Genomic DNA, 18,598 nt, shown 5'->3' with positions numbered 1-18,598 from the left:
TGTACAACGGGTTGTGCCAGCAGGGGCCGTGGAACCGGCTTTGCCGGGCCACAGGCGCCACCCCTTGAGGGGGAGGCGGCTACACGCAGTGAGTCCGCAACAGGGTGTTTCATTTTTTCAGGGAGTAGCCCATGCCGCGGTGTGTGACGATGTAGTCATGCTCCGGCGCTGCTTCCTGCAGCTTGGCGCGCAAGGTCTTGATGTGCGTGTCTACGGTGCGGTCTGTGCTGTCCGAATCCGCTCCCCAGACGGCGCTGAGCAGTTCGTCGCGCGACCGGATGCGTTCGCGGTGGCGTAACAGTTCGGCCAGCAGGCCGAACTCGCGGCGCGTCAGGTTGAGCGGGTGGCCGTGCAGGCTTGCCCGTTGGCCTTCGGCGTCGATCTCGAAAGGGGTCTTGCCGGCGGGTGGTGCTGCGGAGACGGGCATGCGCGCGCGACGGAGAAGGCTGCGCACGCGCGCCAGCAACTCGCGCGGACTGAAGGGTTTGCTCACATAGTCGTCGGCGCCCAGTTCCAGCCCGAGCACACGGTCGATCTCCTCGCCCTGCGCGCTCAGCATCAGCACCGGCAGGCTGCCGGCGGCGCGCAGTTCACGGCACAGATCGAAACCGCTGCCGTCGGGCAAGCCGACATCCAGGATCACGGCGTCGGGCAGCTGCAGCGCAAGCTGGCGGCGCGCATCGCCCAGCAGCAGGCTGTGTGTCACGCTGAGGCCGTCGCGCTCCAGCGTGTAGATGATGGACCGGGCAATCGCCGGGTCGTCTTCAACAAGAAGAATGCGCGCGCTGGCCATCAGACTTCCCTGGATATTCCAACAGGGGCCGCGGAACCGGCTTTGCCGGGCCGCAGGCGCAGCGCCCCCTCGGGGGGCAGAGAGCTACACGCAGTGAGCGAACGTGGGGGCTCCATTAACTTCGCAGAATGGGGAACAACTTGCCGAGGCCGCCGGCCATCACCTCAACGGCCAATGCAGCGAGGATCAGACCCATCAGCCGCGTCATGACGTTGATACCGGTCTTGCCCAGCACGCGGGCAATCGGCTCGGCCAGCGAAAAGCTGATGGCAGTCACCAGCGCAATCACCACACCGTAGCCCACCAGCGCGGCAACCTGCAGGGCCGTCTGTGCCTTTTCGGCGTAAATCACCACGGTCGACATGGTGGCCGGGCCGGTCAGCAGCGGAATGGTGAGCGGCACCACCGCGATGCTGGCGCCGCGCGCGGCCTTCTCGGCGCCGTCTTCCATTTCATTGGTCAGGGGTTTGGCTTCGGCCGGTTGCGCATTCAGCATGTTCATCGAGCTGATCAGCAGCAGCATGCCGCCGCCGACCTGGAAGCTTGCCAGCGAGATACTGAAGAAGTCGAGGATCTGCAGGCCCAACAGTGCGCTGATGGCGATAACGACAAAAGCCGAAAAGGCTGCCACCAGGATGGTACGGCGGCGCTGCTCGTCTGAGAAACCCTGCGTGTAGTGGATGAAAAACGGCACGATGGCCAGCGGGTTGACGATGGCCAGCAGCGTGACAAGCGGTTTGAAATCCATCGTTTTTCCTTAGAGGCAACTCAAGTGGCAAGAGCAAAAGCGGTCTGCCCAACAAATTCCAGCAGGGGCCGCGGAACCGGCTTTGCCGGGCCGCAGGCGCAGCGCCCCCTCGGGGGGCAGCGCATTACGCGAAGCGAAAAGCGTGGGGGCACTACCTCCCTCCCGCGACGTCGAGCAGTGCACCTGTTGTATAGCTCGCATTGTCGCCGAGCAGCCAGACAATCGACTCCGCCACTTCGCCGGCGGTACCCGGCCGCTGCATGGGCACCAGCGGCGCCAGTTCACGGGCCCGGTCGGGCAAGCCGCCCGAAGCGTGAATGTCGGTGTCGATGATGCCCGGGCGCACGCCGTTCACACGAATGCCTTCGGTGGCCACTTCCTTGGCCAGCCCGACCGTGAAGGTGTCGATGGCGCCCTTGGCGGCTGCGTAGTCCACATACTGGCCGGGCCCGCCCAGCCGCGCTGCGGCGCTCGAGACGTTGACGATGGCGCCGCCCGCACCGCCGTGGCGCGTGCTCATGCGTTTGACGGCTTCGCGTGCGCAGAGGAACGAGCCGAACACATTGATTTCGAACATGCGCCGCACCCTTTCCAGCGTCATGGCGTCGACGCGGCTGGTGCGGTCGACCACGCCGGCATTGTTGACGAGGCCGTCCAGCCGGCCGAGCCTGGCATCCACTTTTTCAAACATGGCAAGCACCTGCGCCTCGTCGGCCACGTCGGCCTGAACCGTGATGGCCTGGCCGCCGCCCTGGCGGATCTGCCGCGCCACTTCGTCGGCTGCCAGCGAGTTGCTGGTGTAGTTGACGGCCACCGCCCAACCCTGGCGTGCCGCGAGCAGGGCGCATGCGGCGCCAATGCCGCGCGAGCCGCCTGTGATCAAAACAACTTTTGACAAACCGGACCTCCTGCAGAAAATGGCAATCCCGGGTAAAAACGGGGATTCACCAATGTAACTTAAGCTGCGTGAAACCCGCACCGCGTGGGGGCTCCGGCTACCACGTGACACACCCATCCAGCCAACCTGGAGGAGACCATCTTGAGCACCACCGTCGACTATTACTTCACCCCGCAAAGCCCCTGGACTTATCTGGGCCACGAGCGTTTTGCGCAGATCGCCCGCACGGCCGGCGCCACCGTGCGGGTGCTGCCCATTGATCTGGGCGGCAAGGTCTTCCCGATCTCGGGCGGGCTGCCGCTGGGCCAGCGCGCGCCGCAGCGCCAGGCTTACCGGCTGCTGGAGCTGCAGCGCTTTTCCGACTTTCTGCATGCGCCACTGAACGTCAAGCCCAAGTTTTTCCCCGTGGCGGGCGACGATGCGTCGCGCCTCATCATCGCGGTCGACCAGCATGACGGCACTGAAGCCGCGATGAAAATCGGCGGCGCCATCTTCAGCGCGGTGTGGGTGCGCGAGCGCCACATCGCCGACGAAAAAGTGCTGGCCGAACTGCTCGCCGAATGCGGCTTGCCGGCCGGGCGGCTGGAGCAATCCTTCAGCCAGGCGGTGCAGGAGCGCTATGAAGCCAACACACAGCAGGCGATCGACGCCGGCGTGTTCGGCGCGCCCAGTTATGTCATCGACGGCGAACTGTTCTGGGGCCAGGACCGGCTCGATTTTGTAGAGCGCGCACTGGCCGCCAAAGCCAACCCCTGAGTCAACCGATTTTTCGACACTTTCATTGACATCAAGGAGATTGCACCGTGGGTAAATTCATCGATCTGACGGCCGCTGACGGCTTTGTGTTTCCGGCCTACGTGGCCGAGCCTGCGGGAAAACCCAAGGCCGCCGTGGTGGTCCTGCAGGAAATTTTTGGCGTCAACTCGCACATCCAGGCCGTGACGGACCGCTTCGCTGCCCAGGGTTACCTGGCGGTAGCGCCGGCGACGTTTCACCGCGTCAAGCCCGGCGTTGACATGGGCTACGACGACGCCACGATCAAAGAGGGCATCGCGCTGAAGGCTGCCGTCAACGGGTTGCCCGCGCCGGGCGTGCTGACGGACATCCAGGCCGCCATCGACCACGCGGCAAAGGCTGGCGGCGGCAAGGTCGGCATCATTGGTTTTTGCTGGGGCGGCTTTCTGGCCTGGCGCGCTGCGTGCCTGCTCAAGGGCCTGAGCGCGGCGGTGCCCTATTACGGCGGCGGCATGACGGCCCCGGCCGAGATCGCCCTGCAACCGCAATGTCCGGTGCTGGCCCACTTCAGCGACCGCGACCATTCGATTCCGCTGGACACCATCCACGCCTTTATCAAAGCGCATCCGGAAGTCGAGACGCATATCTACTCGGCCGACCACGGCTTTAACTGCGACCAGCGCGGCGCGTACGACGAAGCCGCGGCCAAGCTGGCGCGCGAGCGCTCGCTGGCGTTTTTTGCGGACAAGCTGGCCTGATCATGTGCGGCATGCCGGGTTTTAAGTGTTTTAGGCTTCCAGCCAAGGCGGGACGTTGGCTTGCAGCTACTGTTTTGATGGCAAATGCCGCGCCCACCCTGGCCGCCGACTACACCGGCCCGCTGTTCGACACGCACCTGCATTACAACGAAGAAGCCTGGAACGGCAACGCCGGTCCACATGGGCCCGCCGATGTTCTTGTCCGCATGAAACGCAACGGCGTCAAAGCCATCGTTGCCAACTCGCGGCCCAACGACGGCACCAGGTCACTCGCCGCGATGCCCGAAACCCGCCAGGCCGGCGTCACCGTGGTGCCCTTTATCCGCCTCTACCGCAACCGCGCCGACTACGACAACTGGTTTCGCGACGAGACGATTTACGAGATGGTGCAGGCCGAGTTTGCCCGTGGCGTCACCGGCGACCAGGCCGGGCCGTACAAAGGCATTGGCGAGTTCCACCTCTACGACAGCGCCAACGCCAATGGCCCGGTGGCCAAAAAGCTGATGCAGTTCGCCGCGAAGAACAAGCTGGCGGTGCTCTCGCATGTAGACGACACGGCGATCGACCTGCTGATGGCCCACGCGCCCGACGCGCGCCTCATCTGGGCGCACACCGGCATAGGCGGCGCGCCCGTGGCCCGCGTCGATGCGCTGCTCAGCAAATACCCGCAGCTCATGGGTGAGCTGTCTTACCGGCCTGGATTGACTTGCGAAGGCGGCAAGCTTTGCCCGGAATGGCGCGTCATCGTGCTCAAGTATCCGGGCCGCTTCATGATCGGCTCCGACACCTGGGTCAACCAGCGCTGGCTGTATTACGACGAACTCATGAAAGGCTACCGCACCTGGCTGGGCGACCTGCCTGCCGACGTGGCCCGCAAGATCGCTTGGGGCAATGCGGCCGCCATCTATGGTGTGGCCGAAGAATAACTATTCTCAAAAAGGATCGCATCGAGATGCAAGACGACGAGACTCTTCAACCCAGCATGAGCCGCGGGACTGGCTTCGCCAGACCGCAGGCGGGCGGCCCCCTCGGGGGGCAGCGCATTACACGAAGTGAAAAGCGTGGGGGCACATGACTTATCAACTGCACTACTCTCCGAGTTCCGCCGCCATGGCGCCCCACATCCTGCTTCAGGAACTGGGTGTGCCCTTTGAAAAAGTCCTTGTCGATACCAGCACGGGTGCGCACCGGTCGGAGGCTTACCGCAAGCTCAACCCCAACGGCCTGATCCCGACGCTGGTCGACGGCGATCTGGTGCTGTATGAGACCGCCGCGATCTGCCTGCACCTGTGCGACACGCATCCCGAGGCCGGTCTGGCCCCAGCCGTCGGCACCACCGAACGTGCGCATTTCTACAAATGGCTGATCTGGCTGACCAACACCATGCAGTCGGCGCTGATTATTTACTTCTATACCGACCGCTGGATGAACCCCGGCAACGACGCCGGCGTAGCCGAGTTGAAGTCGCATGCCGAAGCCAAAGTCGGCCTGATGCTGGACCAGCTGGACGCGGAGCTGGCAAGGCTGGAGAAAATCCATGACCAACCCTGGCTGTTGGGTGCGGCGTATTCGGCGGTAGATATCTATGCGCTGACGCTGTGCCGCTGGACGCGCAACTTTGCGTCGTCGCCGGCGCGCAACCGGCCCCACCTCGGACCTTACCTGCAGCGTGCGCTGGCGCGGCCTGCCGTGATCAAGGCCTTCCATGCTGAAGGGCTGGCCCAGCCTTGGGTCTGAGTCTCTAGCCTTTCGCCGCAGGCGGGTTGTCGCGTTGCGCCTGCTCGATCTGGGCGACCAGCTTTTCGGGGTCGGTGTCTTCCTTGAGGATGGGAATGTCCGGGTCGCCCTCGATGTTGGCGCCTACCTTTTTGGCGATGCGCTCCAGGATCTGGATCATCTTGGTGTTTTCCTGCTCGGTCAGCAGGTTGATCTGAAGGTCCAGCTGGTTGCGCCTGTCACTGATGCGCAATTCATAGTTCTGGCTGATCAGGATAAAAGAAGAGAGAAAGATGGCTTCCAGGGACACCACGAGTGTCAGGAAGGTAAAGGGGTAGGGGTCGAAATGCGCCAGCCCCGGCCACGAGTTGATGCTGATCCAGAACGCAAACGCAGCAACATGCATCCAGACAAAAGGCATGGAGCCGCAAAAACCGGCGACAAAGGCGGCGATGCGGTCGGCCCGGCTGCGGTTGGCCAGTGCCGTTTCTTCCACGCGCCGCATGGCTTCGACATTTTCGCGCGTCAGGTCATCGGCGCAGGTTGTATGGCCGTTCAGCGCCCTCCTGCCTGCTTGATTGCTCATGGAACATCCTTTTCGGGGCGCTGCTACCCGTTCCTGCAGATCAGCTTCGTGCCAGCTTGCCGGTGAGGAGCAGCGCGTCGGGCACCGCAGCGCCGTTGGCCGTATTGTCAAAGATGCACCAGACGCCGGCGTCAGACGCCGCCGCAAGCTCAAGCCGGACGGCGAGCGTATCCAGCACATCGGGTGCGTAGGCCGAGTAATACATCTTCGGCGACCCATGCAGCCGCACATAAACCAGGCCGGGGTGTCCACCCGGCTGGGCGGCCGTGTCAAACAGAACCGGGTCGGCCAGGACGCGAGCCACCTTCATGGCCTTGAGCAGGCCGTCGGCCGCCGCCGTGAACCAGCTGGCATGGCGCGGCTCCAGCGCAAGGCCGCCGGCATGGCGTTGCCGCAGTGCGGTGAGGAAGCTGGTGGCAGTTGCTGGATCAAAAGCCAGGCTGGGCGGCAGCTGCACCAGCAGGCAACCGAGTTTGTCGCCCAGGCAGCGGGCCTGTGCCAGGAAAGTGTCCAGCAGGGCATCGCAGCGGCGCAGCCGTTGCTCGTGCGTGATGGCTTTGGGCAGTTTGACGGAAAAGCGGAAATGCGCCGGTACAGCGGCGGCCCACCGCGCATAGGTGGCCGGCTGGTGCGGGCGGTAGAAGGAAGAATTGATCTCGACCGCATTAAAACGGGCGGCGTAGCGTTCAAGGTGGCTGCCGTCCGGCGGAAATTCGGGCCAGGTGTCGCGCGGCAGGCTCCAGCCTGCACAGCCAACCTTCACGCCGCAAGGATTGTGAGGCCGGGTTTCACGCTGCATGGCGGCAGATCGCGGGGGCTTTCGGGAACCGTTGCGGGCGCCGTCTCAGCGGCGCGTCCTGGCCAGGTACTGCTTGCGCCAGAACACCGTGGCGACCACCACGACGATCAGGACCATGAACCCGAAGGTCCACCAGAAACCGGTGGACGCGTGAAGAAAGGGCATGAACTCGAAGTTCATGCCGAAGAACCCGGTGATCAGGTTCAGCGGCAGGAAGATGGCGGTGAGCGCCGTCAGCGTGCGCATGATGTCGTTGGTGCGGTTGCTTTGCGCCGAGAAATGCATTTGCACCGCGGTTTCGGCGCTTTGCTCCATGCGGCGCACATGGTGCACCACACGTTCAATGTGCTCGAGCACATCGCGTGAGCGGATTTTGAGAAGTTCGCGCTCGCGCACTGCGGCGGGTGTGCCGCCTTCGGGCCAGGTTTCAATCGAATCGATCCAGTCCTGCAGTGCGGCCCGCTGGTCTTCGCAGATTTCATCGAGGTGGTGCATGGCCAGCCGCGCATCGAGCACCGAGCTCCAGTTGGTAAAGCGTGTGCCGGGCCGCAGCAGCTCGGACTGCCAGTGGTCAAGCTGGCGCGTGAGTTCGCGCCGCAGCTCGAGGTAGCCGTCGACCATCTGGTTCACGATGCGCAGCATCAGGTCGGCGGGGCTGGCGGGCAGCTTGACGCCGCTGGAGCGCGACTCCGCCGTGGTCGCATTGAGCAGGCGGGCCGCGTAGGCATCGCGCACCGCGCAGTCGGCGGGGTGCACCGTCAGCAACACCTTGTCAAACACCGCAAAGCCGACCGGGCTGGTGTCGATGCGCTTGAGGACCGGCGGGCCACTGCGTTTCATGCGCTCGTGCAACGGTTCGCCGGGCTGGCTGAGGTCGGTTTCGGATTGCCCGGCCGCCAGGCGGCGGAACACCAGGATGTCGTACTGCGAGGTGTAGTCGTAGTGCGAGGGGAGCTGGTTGTTCAGCAGGTCGGACACATGCAGATCCACCAGCTGGGTGCCGCACAGGGTTTGCAGTGCCGCCTGGATCTGCGCCTGCATCACCTCGAACTCGCGGCGGGCACAGGCAATCCAGACGAAACCCTGCGCCGGCAACTGGGCCGGCAGGGTGTCCGTCTCGATGATGCCCTGGGTGCCGGAAGCGATGGTGAAAACGCGCATGAAAGCTCTTTTATCCTTGTTTTGAGTGTCAAATCGGCGTTCTGCCCTACTAGAACTTGCGCCGGCAGCTATGATTTTAATAGCGACCCCGTGCGCGGCACCTGCCGCTCGGCTCAGCCTTGCCGCAGCTTGCGGGCAGCGTCGATGGCGAAATACGTCAGCACGCCATCTGCGCCCGCACGCTTGAAGGCCAGCAGGCTTTCCATCATCACGGCGTCGTGGTCCAGCCAGCCGTTTTGCGCGGCCGCTTTGATCATCGCGTATTCGCCGCTGACCTGGTAGGCGAAGGTGGGCACGCCGAATTCGTCTTTCACGCGGCGCACCACGTCCAGGTAGGGCATGCCGGGTTTGACCATCACCATGTCGGCGCCTTCGGCGATGTCCATGGCCACCTCGCGCAGCGCTTCGTCGCTGTTGCCCGGGTCCATCTGGTAGGTCTTTTTGTCGGCTTTGCCCAGGTTGTTGGCCGAGCCGACCGCGTCACGGAACGGGCCGTAGAACGCGCTCGCGTACTTGGCGCTGTAGGCCATGATGCGGGTGTGGATCAGTTTTTTGGCCTCCAGTGTCTGGCGGATGGCGCCAATGCGGCCATCCATCATGTCGCTGGGCGCGACCATGTCGACGCCGGCTTCCGCCTGGCAAAGCGCCTGGCGCACCAGCATGGCCACCGTCTCTTCATTGAGGATGTAACCATTTTCATCCGGCAGGCCGTCCTGCCCATGCGTGGTGAAGGGGTCCAGCGCCACGTCGGTCATCACCCCCAGGTCGGGAAAATGCTTTTTCAGCGCCCGCACCACCCGCGGGATCAGGCCATCGGGATTGGTGGCCTCGACGCCGTCGTAGGTTTTGAGCGAGGCGTCCACCACGGGGAACAAGGCCATCACCGGGATGCCCAGCTTCACGCATTCTTCCGCCACCGGCAGCAGCAGGTCAAGGCTCAGCCTTTCAACGCCGGGCATGGAGGCCACCGCCTGGCGCTGCTGCTGGCCGTCCACCACAAAGACGGGATAAATGAGATCGTGCGGGGTAAGTGCGTGTTCACGTACCAGGTTGCGGGTGAAGGCATCACGGCGCAAGCGCCGCGGGCGCCCGGCGGGAAAGGGCGCGAAGTTGGGGGCGTGCTGTGTCATGCGCAAATTGTGCCAAAGGTTGATCAAGGCCTGAAAGTATTTGGCCTGACGTTATCTGCGCCATCTATACATATATAGAAAGAGGATAGAGGAGGCCTGGTGGCCACCATTTCAGAGGACGGTCAGTTTTACATGGGATTACTTAGTTAACTTATGAAATCATTGCCAATGCCCAGCCGGCGTGGTTAGAATTGCTACGTGTGGTTACCAATTTGGCAACTGCATCCCGCTTTTCCTCCCTGAGCGGGGCCTTTGCGTGTGACAGCAAAAAGGCTTACCAGCCCGGTTGGCCCAGTGCCACCCGGGCATTTTTTTGGCCCGTGGCCACGGCGCTGCCATTGTCTCAAGGGATGGGTGCGGGTTTTAAACCAGCATGAGCCGCGGAACCGGCTTGCCGGGCCGCAGGCGGGCGGCCCCCTCGGGGGGCAGCGACCCACACGAAGTGGGGGAGCGTGGGGGCTACACTTCCTTATGCTCTGGGTCAAATCACTTCACATCGTTTTCATCGCCAGCTGGTTTGCCGGGCTGTTTTACCTGCCGCGCATTTTTGTGAACCTGGCCATGGTGCCGCCGGAAAGCGTGGCCGAGCGCGAGCGGCTCATATTGATGGCACGCAAGCTCATGCGTTTCACCACCATCCTGGCCGTGCCGGCGTTGGGCTTTGGCCTGTGGCTGTACCTGGGTTACGGCATAGGCCGCGGGCCTGGCAACGGCTGGATGCACGCCAAGCTCGCCGTTGTGGTGCTGGTGATCGGCTACCACCACGCCTGCGGCCGCCTGCTGGCCAGGTTCGTCGCCAACCGCAACGCCCGCAGCCACAAATGGTTTCGCTGGTTCAATGAAGTGCCGGTGCTGTTGTTGTTAGCGGCCGTCATCCTGGTCGTGGTCAAGCCCTTCTAACAATCAAAGGGAACGCAGTGCCTTCCCCGAATTCACCAGCAGAAGCGGGCGAACCGGCTTCGCCGGGCGCCTCGCGTCGCCCCCTGCAAGGGGGGGAGGAACTACACGAAGCGAAGCGCAGTGAGAACGGCGGGGGTGTGCAACATTCCAATAGGGGTGTTCACAAGACCACCGCGTGGCCGCTGGCGCTGGCCACCATCTGCCTGATTGTTTACGCCAGCCTTTATCCCTTTGCCGACTGGCGCGACCAGGGCATCTCGCCCTTCAGGTTCCTGACAGCGCCCCTGCCGCAGTACTGGACCGGCTTTGATGTGGGCGCCAACCTGTTGGGCTACGCGCTGCTGGGCTTCCTGCTGGCGCTGTCGGCACTGCGAAGCCGGCGTGTTTCCTGGGCCGTGACGGTGGCGGTGCTGGTCAGCGCGCTGCTGTCGCTGGCCATGGAAACGCTGCAAAGCTACCTGCCTTCGCGCATTCCCTCCAATGTCGACCTGGCGCTCAACACTGCCGGCGCATGGCTGGGCGCGTGCTGTGCGTGGGCGCTGGAAAAAACCGGCATCGTCGACCGCTGGAGCCGCTTTCGGGCGCGCTGGTTCGCGCAGGATGCGCGAGGGGCGCTGGTGTTGCTGATGCTCTGGCCGCCCGCCTTGCTATTCCCTGCCTCCGTGCCCCTGGGGCTGGGGCAGGTGTTCGAGCGTCTGGAGTCGGCACTGGCCGAGGTGCTGACCGACACGCCGTTCCTCGAATGGATGCCGGTGCGTGACATGGAGCTGCAGCCGCTGGTGCCAATTGCCGAATTGTTGTGCGTGGCGCTGGGCGCGCTGATTCCCTGCCTGCTCGGCTATTGCGTGATCCGCACGCTGTGGCAGCGCGCGGCGTTTTCGGCGGCCATCATCGCGGTCGGCATTGCCGCATCGGCGCTGTCGGCCGCGCTGAGCTACGGGCCGGACCACGCCTGGGCCTGGCTGGACCTGCCGGTGCAGGTGGGCATCGGGTTTGCCGTTGTGCTGGCGGCGCTGCTGCTGCCTGTGCCGCGCCGGGCGGCGGCGGCGCTGGCCTTGCTGGCGCTGACCGTCCATTTGGGGCTACTTAACCAGGCGCCCGCCGACCCGTACTTTGCACAAACCCTGCAAACCTGGGAGCAGGGCCGCTTTATCCGTTTTCACGGCCTGGTGCAGTGGCTGGGCTGGCTGTGGCCGTATGCAGCTTTGCTGTATGTGCTGGTACGGCTTTCAGGACGCGAGCCGCGGCCTTGATGCGCGCCGGTGATTTGCCTCTGCTAATATCGGCCTGCGATTTCCCTCAAGAGTTGCCGTAAGCGTTTACGTCAATCAACGCGCCTACACCGCCGGCCATGCCGGGGTTGTGTTTCCGGCATGCCATCGGCTGCAGGGAAGGCGCCTTGACTGGACGGCTTATGGAACCCTGTATGAACTCTTCGAAATCTTCATCGCGCACCCTTTTCGGTTTCACAAAGCTCCCCGCCCGCAGCACGCGCTGGGTCACACCCTTGCTGCTTTCCGTGTTGATGACCTGTATCGTGTCGATCATCAGCACGCTCAAGGGCGTCGGTATCGCGCCCGGGGTCCTGCGCATCTGGCTGGGCGCATGGGCGCTTTCCTGGATCGTTGCATTCCCGACGCTGCTGCTGGCGCTTCCACTGGTGAAAAAAGCCACGGCGCTGGTCGTTGAAGCGCCTTGATCCCCGACGCAACGGGAACCTTCTCCGGTACACATCCACTAAAGTCACACCATGTCTGAACAAAATTCCTATTACGAACGCCATGTCTTCTTTTGCCTGAACCAGCGCGCCAACGGCGAAGACTGCTGCGCTGATCACCGGGCACAGCAAGGCTTTGATCGCTGCAAATCCCAGGTGAAAGCCGCGGGGCTGGCCGGGCCAGGCAAGGTGCGGGTCAACAAGGCCGGCTGCCTGGACCGCTGCGCAGCCGGCCCTGTGGCCGTGGTCTACCCCGAGGCGGTCTGGTACACCTATGTCGACGCCAGCGACATTGATGAAATTGTCGAGTCGCACCTGAAAAACGGCAAAGTCGTCGAGCGCCTGCTGGTGCCCGCGCACATCGGGCGCTAGGCTGGGGGAAGGCCGCTATTCCCGAAATTCGCATCTTTTGGCCTTCCAGCCCAATAGGGGTATGCGCAAGCAGCTCCTTATTTGATAGCAATCTGTTTGAATGGAATCCATCACCGTGAATTCGCAGACCCGCAAATCGATCATCCAGGGCCCCGCCGGTGCGCTTGAAATTGCTGTGGACCTTCCCGCCGGCGACTCGCGCGGCGTGGCGGTCATTGCGCATCCGCACCCGCTGTTTGCGGGCACCATGGACAACAAGGTGGTGCAGACGCTGGCCCGCGCCTTTGTGCAATGCGGATGGACCGCCGCCCGGTTCAACTTCCGCGGTGTGGGTGGCAGTGCCGGCAGCCATGACGAAGGCCGGGGCGAGCTCGAAGACCTGCTGGCCGTGGTGGAACATGCGGCACCGGCCAGCAGCGGCCACGTGCTGGCATTGGCCGGGTTTTCGTTCGGCGCCTTTGTCACCACCCACGCCTTTGAGCGCCTCCGCGCAGCCCGTGCCATTGAAAAGCTGGTGCTGGTCGGCACCAGCGTGACCCGCGCGCCTGCTGCACCCATCGACGAAGCCGCCCACCTGAAAACCCTGGTCGTGCACGGCGAGCAGGACGACACGGTGCTGTTGTCTGCCGTGCTGGACTGGGCGCGGCCGCAGGCACTGCCTGTTACCGTTGTGCCGGGGGGGAGCCACTTCTTTCATGGACAATTGCCTTTGTTGAAAAATCTGGTGGTTCGCCACCTGTTTTCGCACTCCGCCTGATGCTGTTTGCCCGGCGCTCCTTGACCCTTACCCTTTCACCGAATTTCACCGACCCCCTACTGATGCAAGCTTCACTCAAGGCCCTCCGCGCCGCCGCCCCCGGCCTGCGCGCTTTTGCCGCCACCGTGTTCCTGGCTTTCTCTGCGGCACTGCCCGTAGCGCATGCCCAGGTGCCGCAAGCGCCCGAAATCGCCGCACGTTCCTATTTGCTGCTGGATATCACCGCCAACCAGATCCTGGCCGCCAAGGACATCGATTCGCCGGTGGAGCCCGCATCGCTGACCAAGCTGATGACCGAATACCTGGTGTTCGATGCGCTCAAATCCAAAAAGATTGATTTGAAGCAGACCTTCCCCGTCAGTGAGCGTGCCTGGAAGATGCCAGGTTCGCGCATGTTCATCGACCCGAAGATGCAGGTGCCCGTGGAAGATCTGATCAAGGGCATGGTGGTGCAGTCAGGCAATGACGCCACCATGGCGCTCGCCGAAGGCGTGGGCGGCTCGGCCGAAAATTTTGTCCGCCTCATGAACGAGCAGGCCAAGGCGCTGGGCATGAAGTCCACGTCCTATAAAAACCCGGAAGGCCTGACCGAACCCGGCCACACGACCACCGCGCGTGACCTGAGCATCCTGTCCACCCGGCTGATGCAGGATTTCCCCGATTACATCGGCTATTCGGCGATCAAGAAGTACCGCTACCCCGGCACGCCCGCGGCCAACGACACCAACCGCAACACCCTGCTGTTCCGCGACCCGACGGTGGACGGCCTGAAAACCGGCCATACCGACGCCGCCGGCTATTGCATGATCGCCACCGCAAAGCGCGACTTTCCCAATCTGGGCGCTGCCGGCGCGCCGGGCGGGCGCCGTCTGCTGGCCATCGTGCTGGGCACCGCGAGTGACAGTGCCCGCGCCAATGAATCACAAAAACTGCTGAACTGGGGCTACACAGCCTATGAAGCCGTGAAGCTGTTCGACGCCGGCCAGGCCGTGATAACTCCGTCGGTCTGGAAAGGCACTTCCTCGACCGTGAAGCTGGGCCGTCCGCAGGCCATCGTGGTGGCCGTCGCTGCCGGCGGTGCTGCCAAAGTCAAAACCCAGGTGGCGCGGCCCGACCCGCTGGTAGCGCCGTTTGCCAAGGGCCAGGCTGTTGGCACGCTGAAGGTCACCTTGGGCGACAACCCTGCACCGGTGGCCGAAGTGCCGCTGGTGGCGCTGGAAGCGGTTGGCGAGGCCGGTATTCTGGGCCGGGCCTGGGACGCCATCCGGCTGTGGATTAAATAAGACGAATGGCATGGTGGGTCTGGGCGGATATACATTCACACCCGCCCCTTCCCGACACCGTTACCTCAGGTACGCTGGTTATACAGGGCGTTGACACCGGCGCTTTCTCCCGGTTTTTCAGGCAAATTGCGGGCCGCCAATACTTGTGTTGGAGATTGGCGGACTCTCCCCCAGGGCGTCCGGTGCGAAAACTCGTCTGGAGTGAGCGCTAACATCAAATCTTTGGGCGCCGAACTTCTCTTTGCCGGTCATTTCGTGTGTCCACGCCACGCGTTCTGCTTGAGGGATTCCCCTATCCGGTTTATACTAGAAGGCTTTTCCGCTTTCGTGGCGGGAAATATTTGTGGCCGTATCAACACGGTAAATTAGTTTTCAGACGTTTAGGGACGTTTTCAATGCCAACCATCAATCAGTTAGTCCGTCAGGGGCGCGAGGTCGAAAAGATCAAGTCCAAGAGCCCTGCGATGGAAAATTCTCCGCAGCGCCGCGGTGTGTGCACCCGTGTGTACACCACGACGCCTAAAAAGCCCAATTCCGCTCTGCGTAAGGTTGCCAAAGTGCGCCTGACCAACGGTTTTGAAATCATTTCCTACATCGGCGGCGAAGGCCACAACCTGCAGGAACACAGCGTGGTGCTGGTTCGCGGCGGTCGTGTCAAGGACTTGCCCGGTGTGCGTTACCACATCGTCCGTGGTTCGCTCGACTTGCAAGGCGTGAAAGACCGCAAGCAGTCGCGCTCCAAGTACGGTGCGAAGAAGCCAAAGGCCAAATAAGCCAAACCGGCTCGGGTTTTTCTCTTCGCTGAGAGCTCGCGCCAGAAGAAGTTGTCACAGAAGCCTGTGATCGTTCCTTCAAAACAAGGTGTTTCACTCGCCCTGGCAGGTGTTTGAAACGAAGTGACCCAAGTGCAAATAGTTGCACCGGTCGAGTAAGTGAGGGTTTGATAACTCTCGCGGTGTTGCCAAAAGCAATGCCAACTGAAGCAAAGAGGTGAAAAAATGCCACGTCGTCGCGAAGTCCCTAAACGTGAAATTCTTCCTGATCCAAAATTTGGCGATGTTGATCTCGCCAAGTTCATGAACGTGATCATGCAAGGCGGCAAAAAGGCCGTCGCAGAGCGCATCATTTATGGCGCGCTCGACTTTATCGAGAAAAAGAACCCCGGCAAAGACCCGCTTGAGGCTTTCCACATGGCCATCGGCAACATCAAGCCCATGGTTGAAGTGAAGTCCCGCCGCGTCGGCGGTGCCAACTACCAGGTGCCGGTTGAAGTGCGTCCTGTCCGTCGCATGGCTCTGGCCATGCGCTGGCTCAAGGAAGCCGCCAAGAAGCGTGGCGAGAAGTCCATGTCTTTGCGTCTGGCCAATGAGCTGATGGAAGCAACCGAAGGCCGCGGCGGCGCCATGAAAAAGCGTGACGAAGTTCACCGCATGGCAGAAGCCAACAAGGCGTTCAGCCACTTCCGCTTCTAATTTTCGATTGCAGTAATTGCTGCGCTGAATTGACGGGTTGCTGGTTGGTTTCAAGGTGCTGGGTGCCTTGATTGCCGGCCGTTCAACCCCAATTTCTGCCAGCCGGGTGTGGTGCACAACACCGTTCCCGGCCAGCAGACGCGTAGAAGAAATGAAGGATGCCCGGACTGCGGGCAGTCCTTCAACGAGTCTTTGTTCGTAACCCCGAACTGAAAGTAATTTATGTCCCGCGCTACCCCCATTTCACAATACCGCAACATCGGCATTTCCGCGCACATTGATGCCGGCAAGACCACCACCACCGAGCGGATCCTTTTTTATACCGGCGTGAACCACAAGATTGGTGAAGTTCACGACGGCGCTGCCACCATGGACTGGATGGAGCAAGAGCAGGAGCGCGGCATCACGATTACTTCCGCCGCCACCACCTGCTTCTGGAAGGGCATGGACACGTCCCTGCCTGAGCACCGCATCAACATCATCGACACCCCGGGCCACGTGGACTTCACGATTGAAGTCGAGCGCTCCATGCGCGTGCTTGACGGCGCCTGCATGGTGTACTGTGCCGTGGGTGGCGTTCAGCCCCAGTCGGAAACCGTCTGGCGCCAGGCCAACAAATACAAGGTTCCCCGCCTTGCGTTCGTCAACAAGATGGACCGCACCGGCGCGAACTTCTTCAAGGTCGTCGAGCAGATGAAGCTGCGCCTGAAGGCCAGCCCTGTGCCCATGGTGATCCCCATCGGCGCTGAAGAAAGCTTCACCGGCGTGGTTGACCTGCTGAAAATGAAGGCCATCATCTGGGATGAAGCCTCGCAAGGCATGAAGTTCACCTACAGCGATATTCCCGCCGAGCTCGTCGAGCTGGCCAAGGAATGGCGCGAGAAGATGGTTGAAGCTGCCGCCGAGTCCTCTGAAGAGCTGATGAACAAATACCTTGAAGAGGGTGATTTGACCGAAGCTGAAATCAAGCTGGGCATCCGCACGCGTACCATCGCCAGCGAAATCCAGCCGATGTACTGCGGCTCCGCCTTCAAGAACAAGGGCGTGCAGCGCATGCTGGACGCTGTGATTGAATTCATGCCGTCGCCGATCGACATTCCTCCCGTCAAGGGCATGGACGAAGATGAAGCGCCTGTCACCCGCAAAGCTGACGACGAAGAGAAATTCTCTGCGCTGGCATTCAAGCTGATGACGGACCCGTTTGTGGGCCAGCTCACCTTCGTGCGCGTTTACTCCGGCGTGCTGAAAAAGGGCGACAGCGTTTACAACCCGATCAAGGGCAAGAAAGAGCGTATCGGCCGTATCGTGCAGATGCACGCCAACAACCGCGAAGAAGTCAGTGAAATCCGCGCCGGCGACATCGCCGCCTGCGTGGGTCTGAAAGACGTGACCACCGGCGAAACCCTGTGCGATCCAGATGCCATCGTCATGCTCGAGCGCATGGTGTTCCCTGAGCCTGTGATTACGCAGGCCGTCGAACCCAAGACCAAGGCCGACCAGGAAAAAATGGGTATCGCCCTGCAGCGTCTGGCGCAGGAAGATCCTTCTTTCCGCGTCAAGACCGACGAAGAGTCCGGTCAGACCCTGATCGCCGGCATGGGTGAGCTGCATCTGGAAATTATTGTCGACCGCATGAAGCGTGAATTCGGCGTGGAAGCCAACGTCGGCAAGCCGCAAGTGGCTTACCGCGAAACCATCCGTAAAACGGTGGAAGACGCTGAAGGCAAGTTCGTGCGCCAGTCCGGTGGTAAGGGCCAGTACGGCCACGTCGTGCTCAAGATCGAGCCCAACGAAGCCGGCAAGGGCATCGAGTTCGTCGACGCCATCAAGGGCGGTGTGGTTCCTCGCGAATACATCCCTGCGGTGGAAAAGGGCATCAACGAAGCCGTCACGTCCGGCGTGCTGGCCGGTTATCCGGTGGTTGACGTCAAGGTCACGCTGCACTTCGGTTCCTACCACGATGTGGACTCGAACGAGCTGGCTTTCAAGATGGCTGCCATCTTCGGCTTCAAGGAAGGCTGCCGCAAGGCAAGCCCCGTGATTCTGGAGCCCATGATGGCCGTGGAAGTTGAAACGCCTGAAGACTACGCCGGCAACGTGATGGGCGATCTGTCCTCACGCCGCGGTATGGTGCAGGGCATGGAAGACATGGTCGGTGGCGGCAAGGCCATCAAGGCAGAAGTGCCGCTGTCTGAAATGTTCGGTTATTCGACCACGCTGCGTTCGATGTCGCAGGGCCGTGCAACGTACTCCATGGAGTTCAAGCACTACTCTGAAGCTCCGCGCAACGTGTCGGAAGCCATCATGGCTTCGCGCGCCAAGTAAATAACGTTCGCTGCCGGTCCCGGGTGGGATTGGCAGCTTTTTTCCTTGTCTGCGATTGTGTGCCACTTTGTACCCGTGCGAAGTGAATCAGCAACACAGTGCAGACGTTAAACCGTACACGGGCATGTTCTTTATCTGGAGAGAAAAATGGCAAAAGGCAAATTTGAGCGGACCAAGCCGCACGTCAACGTCGGCACGATTGGCCACGTGGACCATGGCAAGACGACGCTGACGGCGGCGATCACGACCGTTCTGGCATCCAAGTTCGGCGGCGAAGCCAAGGGCTACGACCAAATTGACGCGGCGCCCGAAGAAAAAGCACGCGGCATCACCATCAATACCGCCCACGTCGAGTACGAAACGGCCAACCGCCACTACGCCCACGTCGACTGCCCAGGCCACGCCGACTATGTGAAGAACATGATCACCGGCGCTGCCCGCTGCCCAG

General features: G+C 62.1%; 21 protein-coding genes. 14 read left to right on the top strand and 7 right to left on the bottom strand.

Translation table 11 applies throughout. The features are described 5' to 3' along the window. Positions 1-109: 109 nt before the first annotated feature. The 3 genes from creB to AC1DYR_RS15875 all read right to left on the bottom strand — a co-directional run bounded on the left by creB (position 110) and on the right by AC1DYR_RS15875 (position 2,439). Positions 110-793, bottom strand: a complete 684-nt coding sequence (gene creB, locus AC1DYR_RS15885) for a two-component system response regulator CreB (RefSeq protein WP_477705952.1) — start codon at positions 791-793, stop codon at positions 110-112. Between the two features lie 115 nt (positions 794-908). Continuing rightward, positions 909-1,541: a MarC family protein gene (locus AC1DYR_RS15880; protein WP_457281681.1), complete on the bottom strand. Its 633-nt coding sequence runs from the start codon at positions 1,539-1,541 to the stop codon at positions 909-911. Positions 1,542-1,692: 151 nt separating this feature from the next. Next, positions 1,693-2,439, bottom strand: coding sequence for an SDR family oxidoreductase (locus AC1DYR_RS15875; protein ID WP_477705951.1), 747 nt, complete (start codon positions 2,437-2,439; stop codon positions 1,693-1,695). A gap of 141 nt (positions 2,440-2,580) precedes the next feature. On the opposite strand from AC1DYR_RS15875, the gene AC1DYR_RS15870 reads away from it, so the two are divergent. The 4 genes from AC1DYR_RS15870 (at position 2,581) to AC1DYR_RS15855 (ending at position 5,669) form a co-directional block, all read left to right on the top strand. Then, positions 2,581-3,195 carry a DsbA family protein gene (locus AC1DYR_RS15870; protein WP_477705950.1) on the top strand — a complete coding sequence of 205 codons (615 nt, stop codon included), beginning with the start codon at positions 2,581-2,583 and terminating at the stop codon, positions 3,193-3,195. A 47-nt stretch (positions 3,196-3,242) separates the two neighbouring features. Then, entirely contained in the window at positions 3,243-3,932 is a 690-nt protein-coding gene (locus AC1DYR_RS15865; RefSeq protein ID WP_477647970.1) for a dienelactone hydrolase family protein, read from the top strand. 77 nt (positions 3,933-4,009) lie between these two features. Then, positions 4,010-4,858, top strand: a complete 849-nt coding sequence (locus AC1DYR_RS15860; protein ID WP_477705949.1) for an amidohydrolase family protein — start codon at positions 4,010-4,012, stop codon at positions 4,856-4,858. Between the two features lie 145 nt (positions 4,859-5,003). After that, positions 5,004-5,669: a glutathione S-transferase family protein gene (locus tag AC1DYR_RS15855; RefSeq protein ID WP_477705948.1), complete on the top strand. Its 666-nt coding sequence runs from the start codon at positions 5,004-5,006 to the stop codon at positions 5,667-5,669. 4 nt (positions 5,670-5,673) lie between these two features. Here AC1DYR_RS15855 and AC1DYR_RS15850 read toward each other — a convergent pair whose 3' ends face one another. The 4 genes from AC1DYR_RS15850 to hemB form a co-directional block, all read right to left on the bottom strand. Continuing rightward, positions 5,674-6,234, bottom strand: a complete 561-nt coding sequence (locus AC1DYR_RS15850) for a DUF1003 domain-containing protein (RefSeq protein ID WP_477705947.1) — start codon at positions 6,232-6,234, stop codon at positions 5,674-5,676. A gap of 40 nt (positions 6,235-6,274) precedes the next feature. Further along, positions 6,275-7,033, bottom strand: a complete 759-nt coding sequence (locus AC1DYR_RS15845; RefSeq protein ID WP_477705946.1) for a DUF72 domain-containing protein — start codon at positions 7,031-7,033, stop codon at positions 6,275-6,277. A 45-nt stretch (positions 7,034-7,078) separates the two neighbouring features. After that, positions 7,079-8,194 (bottom strand): magnesium transporter CorA family protein, encoded by a 1,116-nt coding sequence (locus AC1DYR_RS15840; RefSeq protein WP_477705945.1) that lies wholly within the window; start codon positions 8,192-8,194, stop codon positions 7,079-7,081. 113 nt (positions 8,195-8,307) lie between these two features. Continuing rightward, positions 8,308-9,324 (bottom strand): porphobilinogen synthase, encoded by a 1,017-nt coding sequence (gene hemB, locus AC1DYR_RS15835; RefSeq protein ID WP_477705944.1) that lies wholly within the window; start codon positions 9,322-9,324, stop codon positions 8,308-8,310. A 471-nt stretch (positions 9,325-9,795) separates the two neighbouring features. Between hemB and AC1DYR_RS15830 the strand changes: the two genes are divergently transcribed. The 10 genes from AC1DYR_RS15830 to AC1DYR_RS15785 form a co-directional block, all read left to right on the top strand. Next, positions 9,796-10,224 carry a CopD family protein gene (locus AC1DYR_RS15830; RefSeq protein WP_457281673.1) on the top strand — a complete coding sequence of 143 codons (429 nt, stop codon included), beginning with the start codon at positions 9,796-9,798 and terminating at the stop codon, positions 10,222-10,224. A gap of 137 nt (positions 10,225-10,361) precedes the next feature. Beyond that, on the top strand, positions 10,362-11,477 hold the full coding sequence (locus tag AC1DYR_RS15825; protein WP_477705943.1) for a VanZ family protein: 1,116 nt from the start codon (positions 10,362-10,364) through the stop codon (positions 11,475-11,477). 173 nt (positions 11,478-11,650) lie between these two features. Then, positions 11,651-11,923, top strand: a complete 273-nt coding sequence (locus AC1DYR_RS15820) for a DUF2798 domain-containing protein (protein WP_477705942.1) — start codon at positions 11,651-11,653, stop codon at positions 11,921-11,923. 51 nt (positions 11,924-11,974) lie between these two features. Next, positions 11,975-12,313 (top strand): (2Fe-2S) ferredoxin domain-containing protein, encoded by a 339-nt coding sequence (locus AC1DYR_RS15815; RefSeq protein ID WP_477705941.1) that lies wholly within the window; start codon positions 11,975-11,977, stop codon positions 12,311-12,313. Positions 12,314-12,428: 115 nt separating this feature from the next. Continuing rightward, positions 12,429-13,070, top strand: coding sequence for an alpha/beta hydrolase (locus tag AC1DYR_RS15810; protein ID WP_477706202.1), 642 nt, complete (start codon positions 12,429-12,431; stop codon positions 13,068-13,070). Positions 13,071-13,132: 62 nt separating this feature from the next. After that, a complete protein-coding gene (locus AC1DYR_RS15805; protein WP_477705940.1) occupies positions 13,133-14,353 on the top strand; it encodes a D-alanyl-D-alanine carboxypeptidase family protein in 1,221 nt (406 codons plus the stop codon). Between the two features lie 395 nt (positions 14,354-14,748). Next, entirely contained in the window at positions 14,749-15,126 is a 378-nt protein-coding gene (gene rpsL, locus AC1DYR_RS15800) for a 30S ribosomal protein S12 (RefSeq protein WP_092130055.1), read from the top strand. Between the two features lie 225 nt (positions 15,127-15,351). After that, the gene (gene rpsG / locus AC1DYR_RS15795) at positions 15,352-15,825 is read left to right on the top strand and encodes a 30S ribosomal protein S7 (RefSeq protein ID WP_011481226.1); all 474 of its coding nucleotides are present in this window, start codon (positions 15,352-15,354) and stop codon (positions 15,823-15,825) included. A gap of 222 nt (positions 15,826-16,047) precedes the next feature. Further along, complete coding sequence (gene fusA, locus AC1DYR_RS15790; protein ID WP_457281667.1) at positions 16,048-18,150, top strand: elongation factor G; 2,103 nt, start codon at positions 16,048-16,050, stop codon at positions 18,148-18,150. A gap of 147 nt (positions 18,151-18,297) precedes the next feature. Further along, positions 18,298-18,598 (top strand): GTP-binding protein (locus AC1DYR_RS15785; RefSeq protein WP_477705939.1); only part of this gene is annotated, 301 nt, incomplete at its 3' end.

This window comes from Polaromonas sp. P1_F9 (assembly GCF_056405615.1).
The sequence above is the reverse complement of the archived record's forward strand: the minus strand, read 5'-3'. Positions and strand labels throughout refer to the sequence as shown.

What these genes read in the sequence shown, in the direction of transcription:
- creB (WP_477705952.1), bottom strand. Translation starts at nt 793, where the DNA reads ATGGCCAGCGCGCGCATTCTTCTTGTTGAAGACGACCCGGCGATTGCC.
- AC1DYR_RS15880 (WP_457281681.1), bottom strand. Translation starts at nt 1,541, where the DNA reads ATGGATTTCAAACCGCTTGTCACGCTGCTGGCCATCGTCAACCCGCTG.
- AC1DYR_RS15860 (WP_477705949.1), top strand. Translation starts at nt 4,010, where the DNA reads ATGGCAAATGCCGCGCCCACCCTGGCCGCCGACTACACCGGCCCGCTG.
- AC1DYR_RS15855 (WP_477705948.1), top strand. Translation starts at nt 5,004, where the DNA reads ATGACTTATCAACTGCACTACTCTCCGAGTTCCGCCGCCATGGCGCCC.
- AC1DYR_RS15850 (WP_477705947.1), bottom strand. Translation starts at nt 6,234, where the DNA reads ATGAGCAATCAAGCAGGCAGGAGGGCGCTGAACGGCCATACAACCTGC.
- AC1DYR_RS15845 (WP_477705946.1), bottom strand. Translation starts at nt 7,033, where the DNA reads ATGCAGCGTGAAACCCGGCCTCACAATCCTTGCGGCGTGAAGGTTGGC.
- AC1DYR_RS15840 (WP_477705945.1), bottom strand. Translation starts at nt 8,194, where the DNA reads ATGCGCGTTTTCACCATCGCTTCCGGCACCCAGGGCATCATCGAGACG.
- hemB (WP_477705944.1), bottom strand. Translation starts at nt 9,324, where the DNA reads ATGACACAGCACGCCCCCAACTTCGCGCCCTTTCCCGCCGGGCGCCCG.
- AC1DYR_RS15830 (WP_457281673.1), top strand. Translation starts at nt 9,796, where the DNA reads ATGCTCTGGGTCAAATCACTTCACATCGTTTTCATCGCCAGCTGGTTT.
- AC1DYR_RS15820 (WP_477705942.1), top strand. Translation starts at nt 11,651, where the DNA reads ATGAACTCTTCGAAATCTTCATCGCGCACCCTTTTCGGTTTCACAAAG.
- AC1DYR_RS15815 (WP_477705941.1), top strand. Translation starts at nt 11,975, where the DNA reads ATGTCTGAACAAAATTCCTATTACGAACGCCATGTCTTCTTTTGCCTG.
- AC1DYR_RS15805 (WP_477705940.1), top strand. Translation starts at nt 13,133, where the DNA reads ATGCAAGCTTCACTCAAGGCCCTCCGCGCCGCCGCCCCCGGCCTGCGC.
- rpsL (WP_092130055.1), top strand. Translation starts at nt 14,749, where the DNA reads ATGCCAACCATCAATCAGTTAGTCCGTCAGGGGCGCGAGGTCGAAAAG.
- rpsG (WP_011481226.1), top strand. Translation starts at nt 15,352, where the DNA reads ATGCCACGTCGTCGCGAAGTCCCTAAACGTGAAATTCTTCCTGATCCA.
- fusA (WP_457281667.1), top strand. Translation starts at nt 16,048, where the DNA reads ATGTCCCGCGCTACCCCCATTTCACAATACCGCAACATCGGCATTTCC.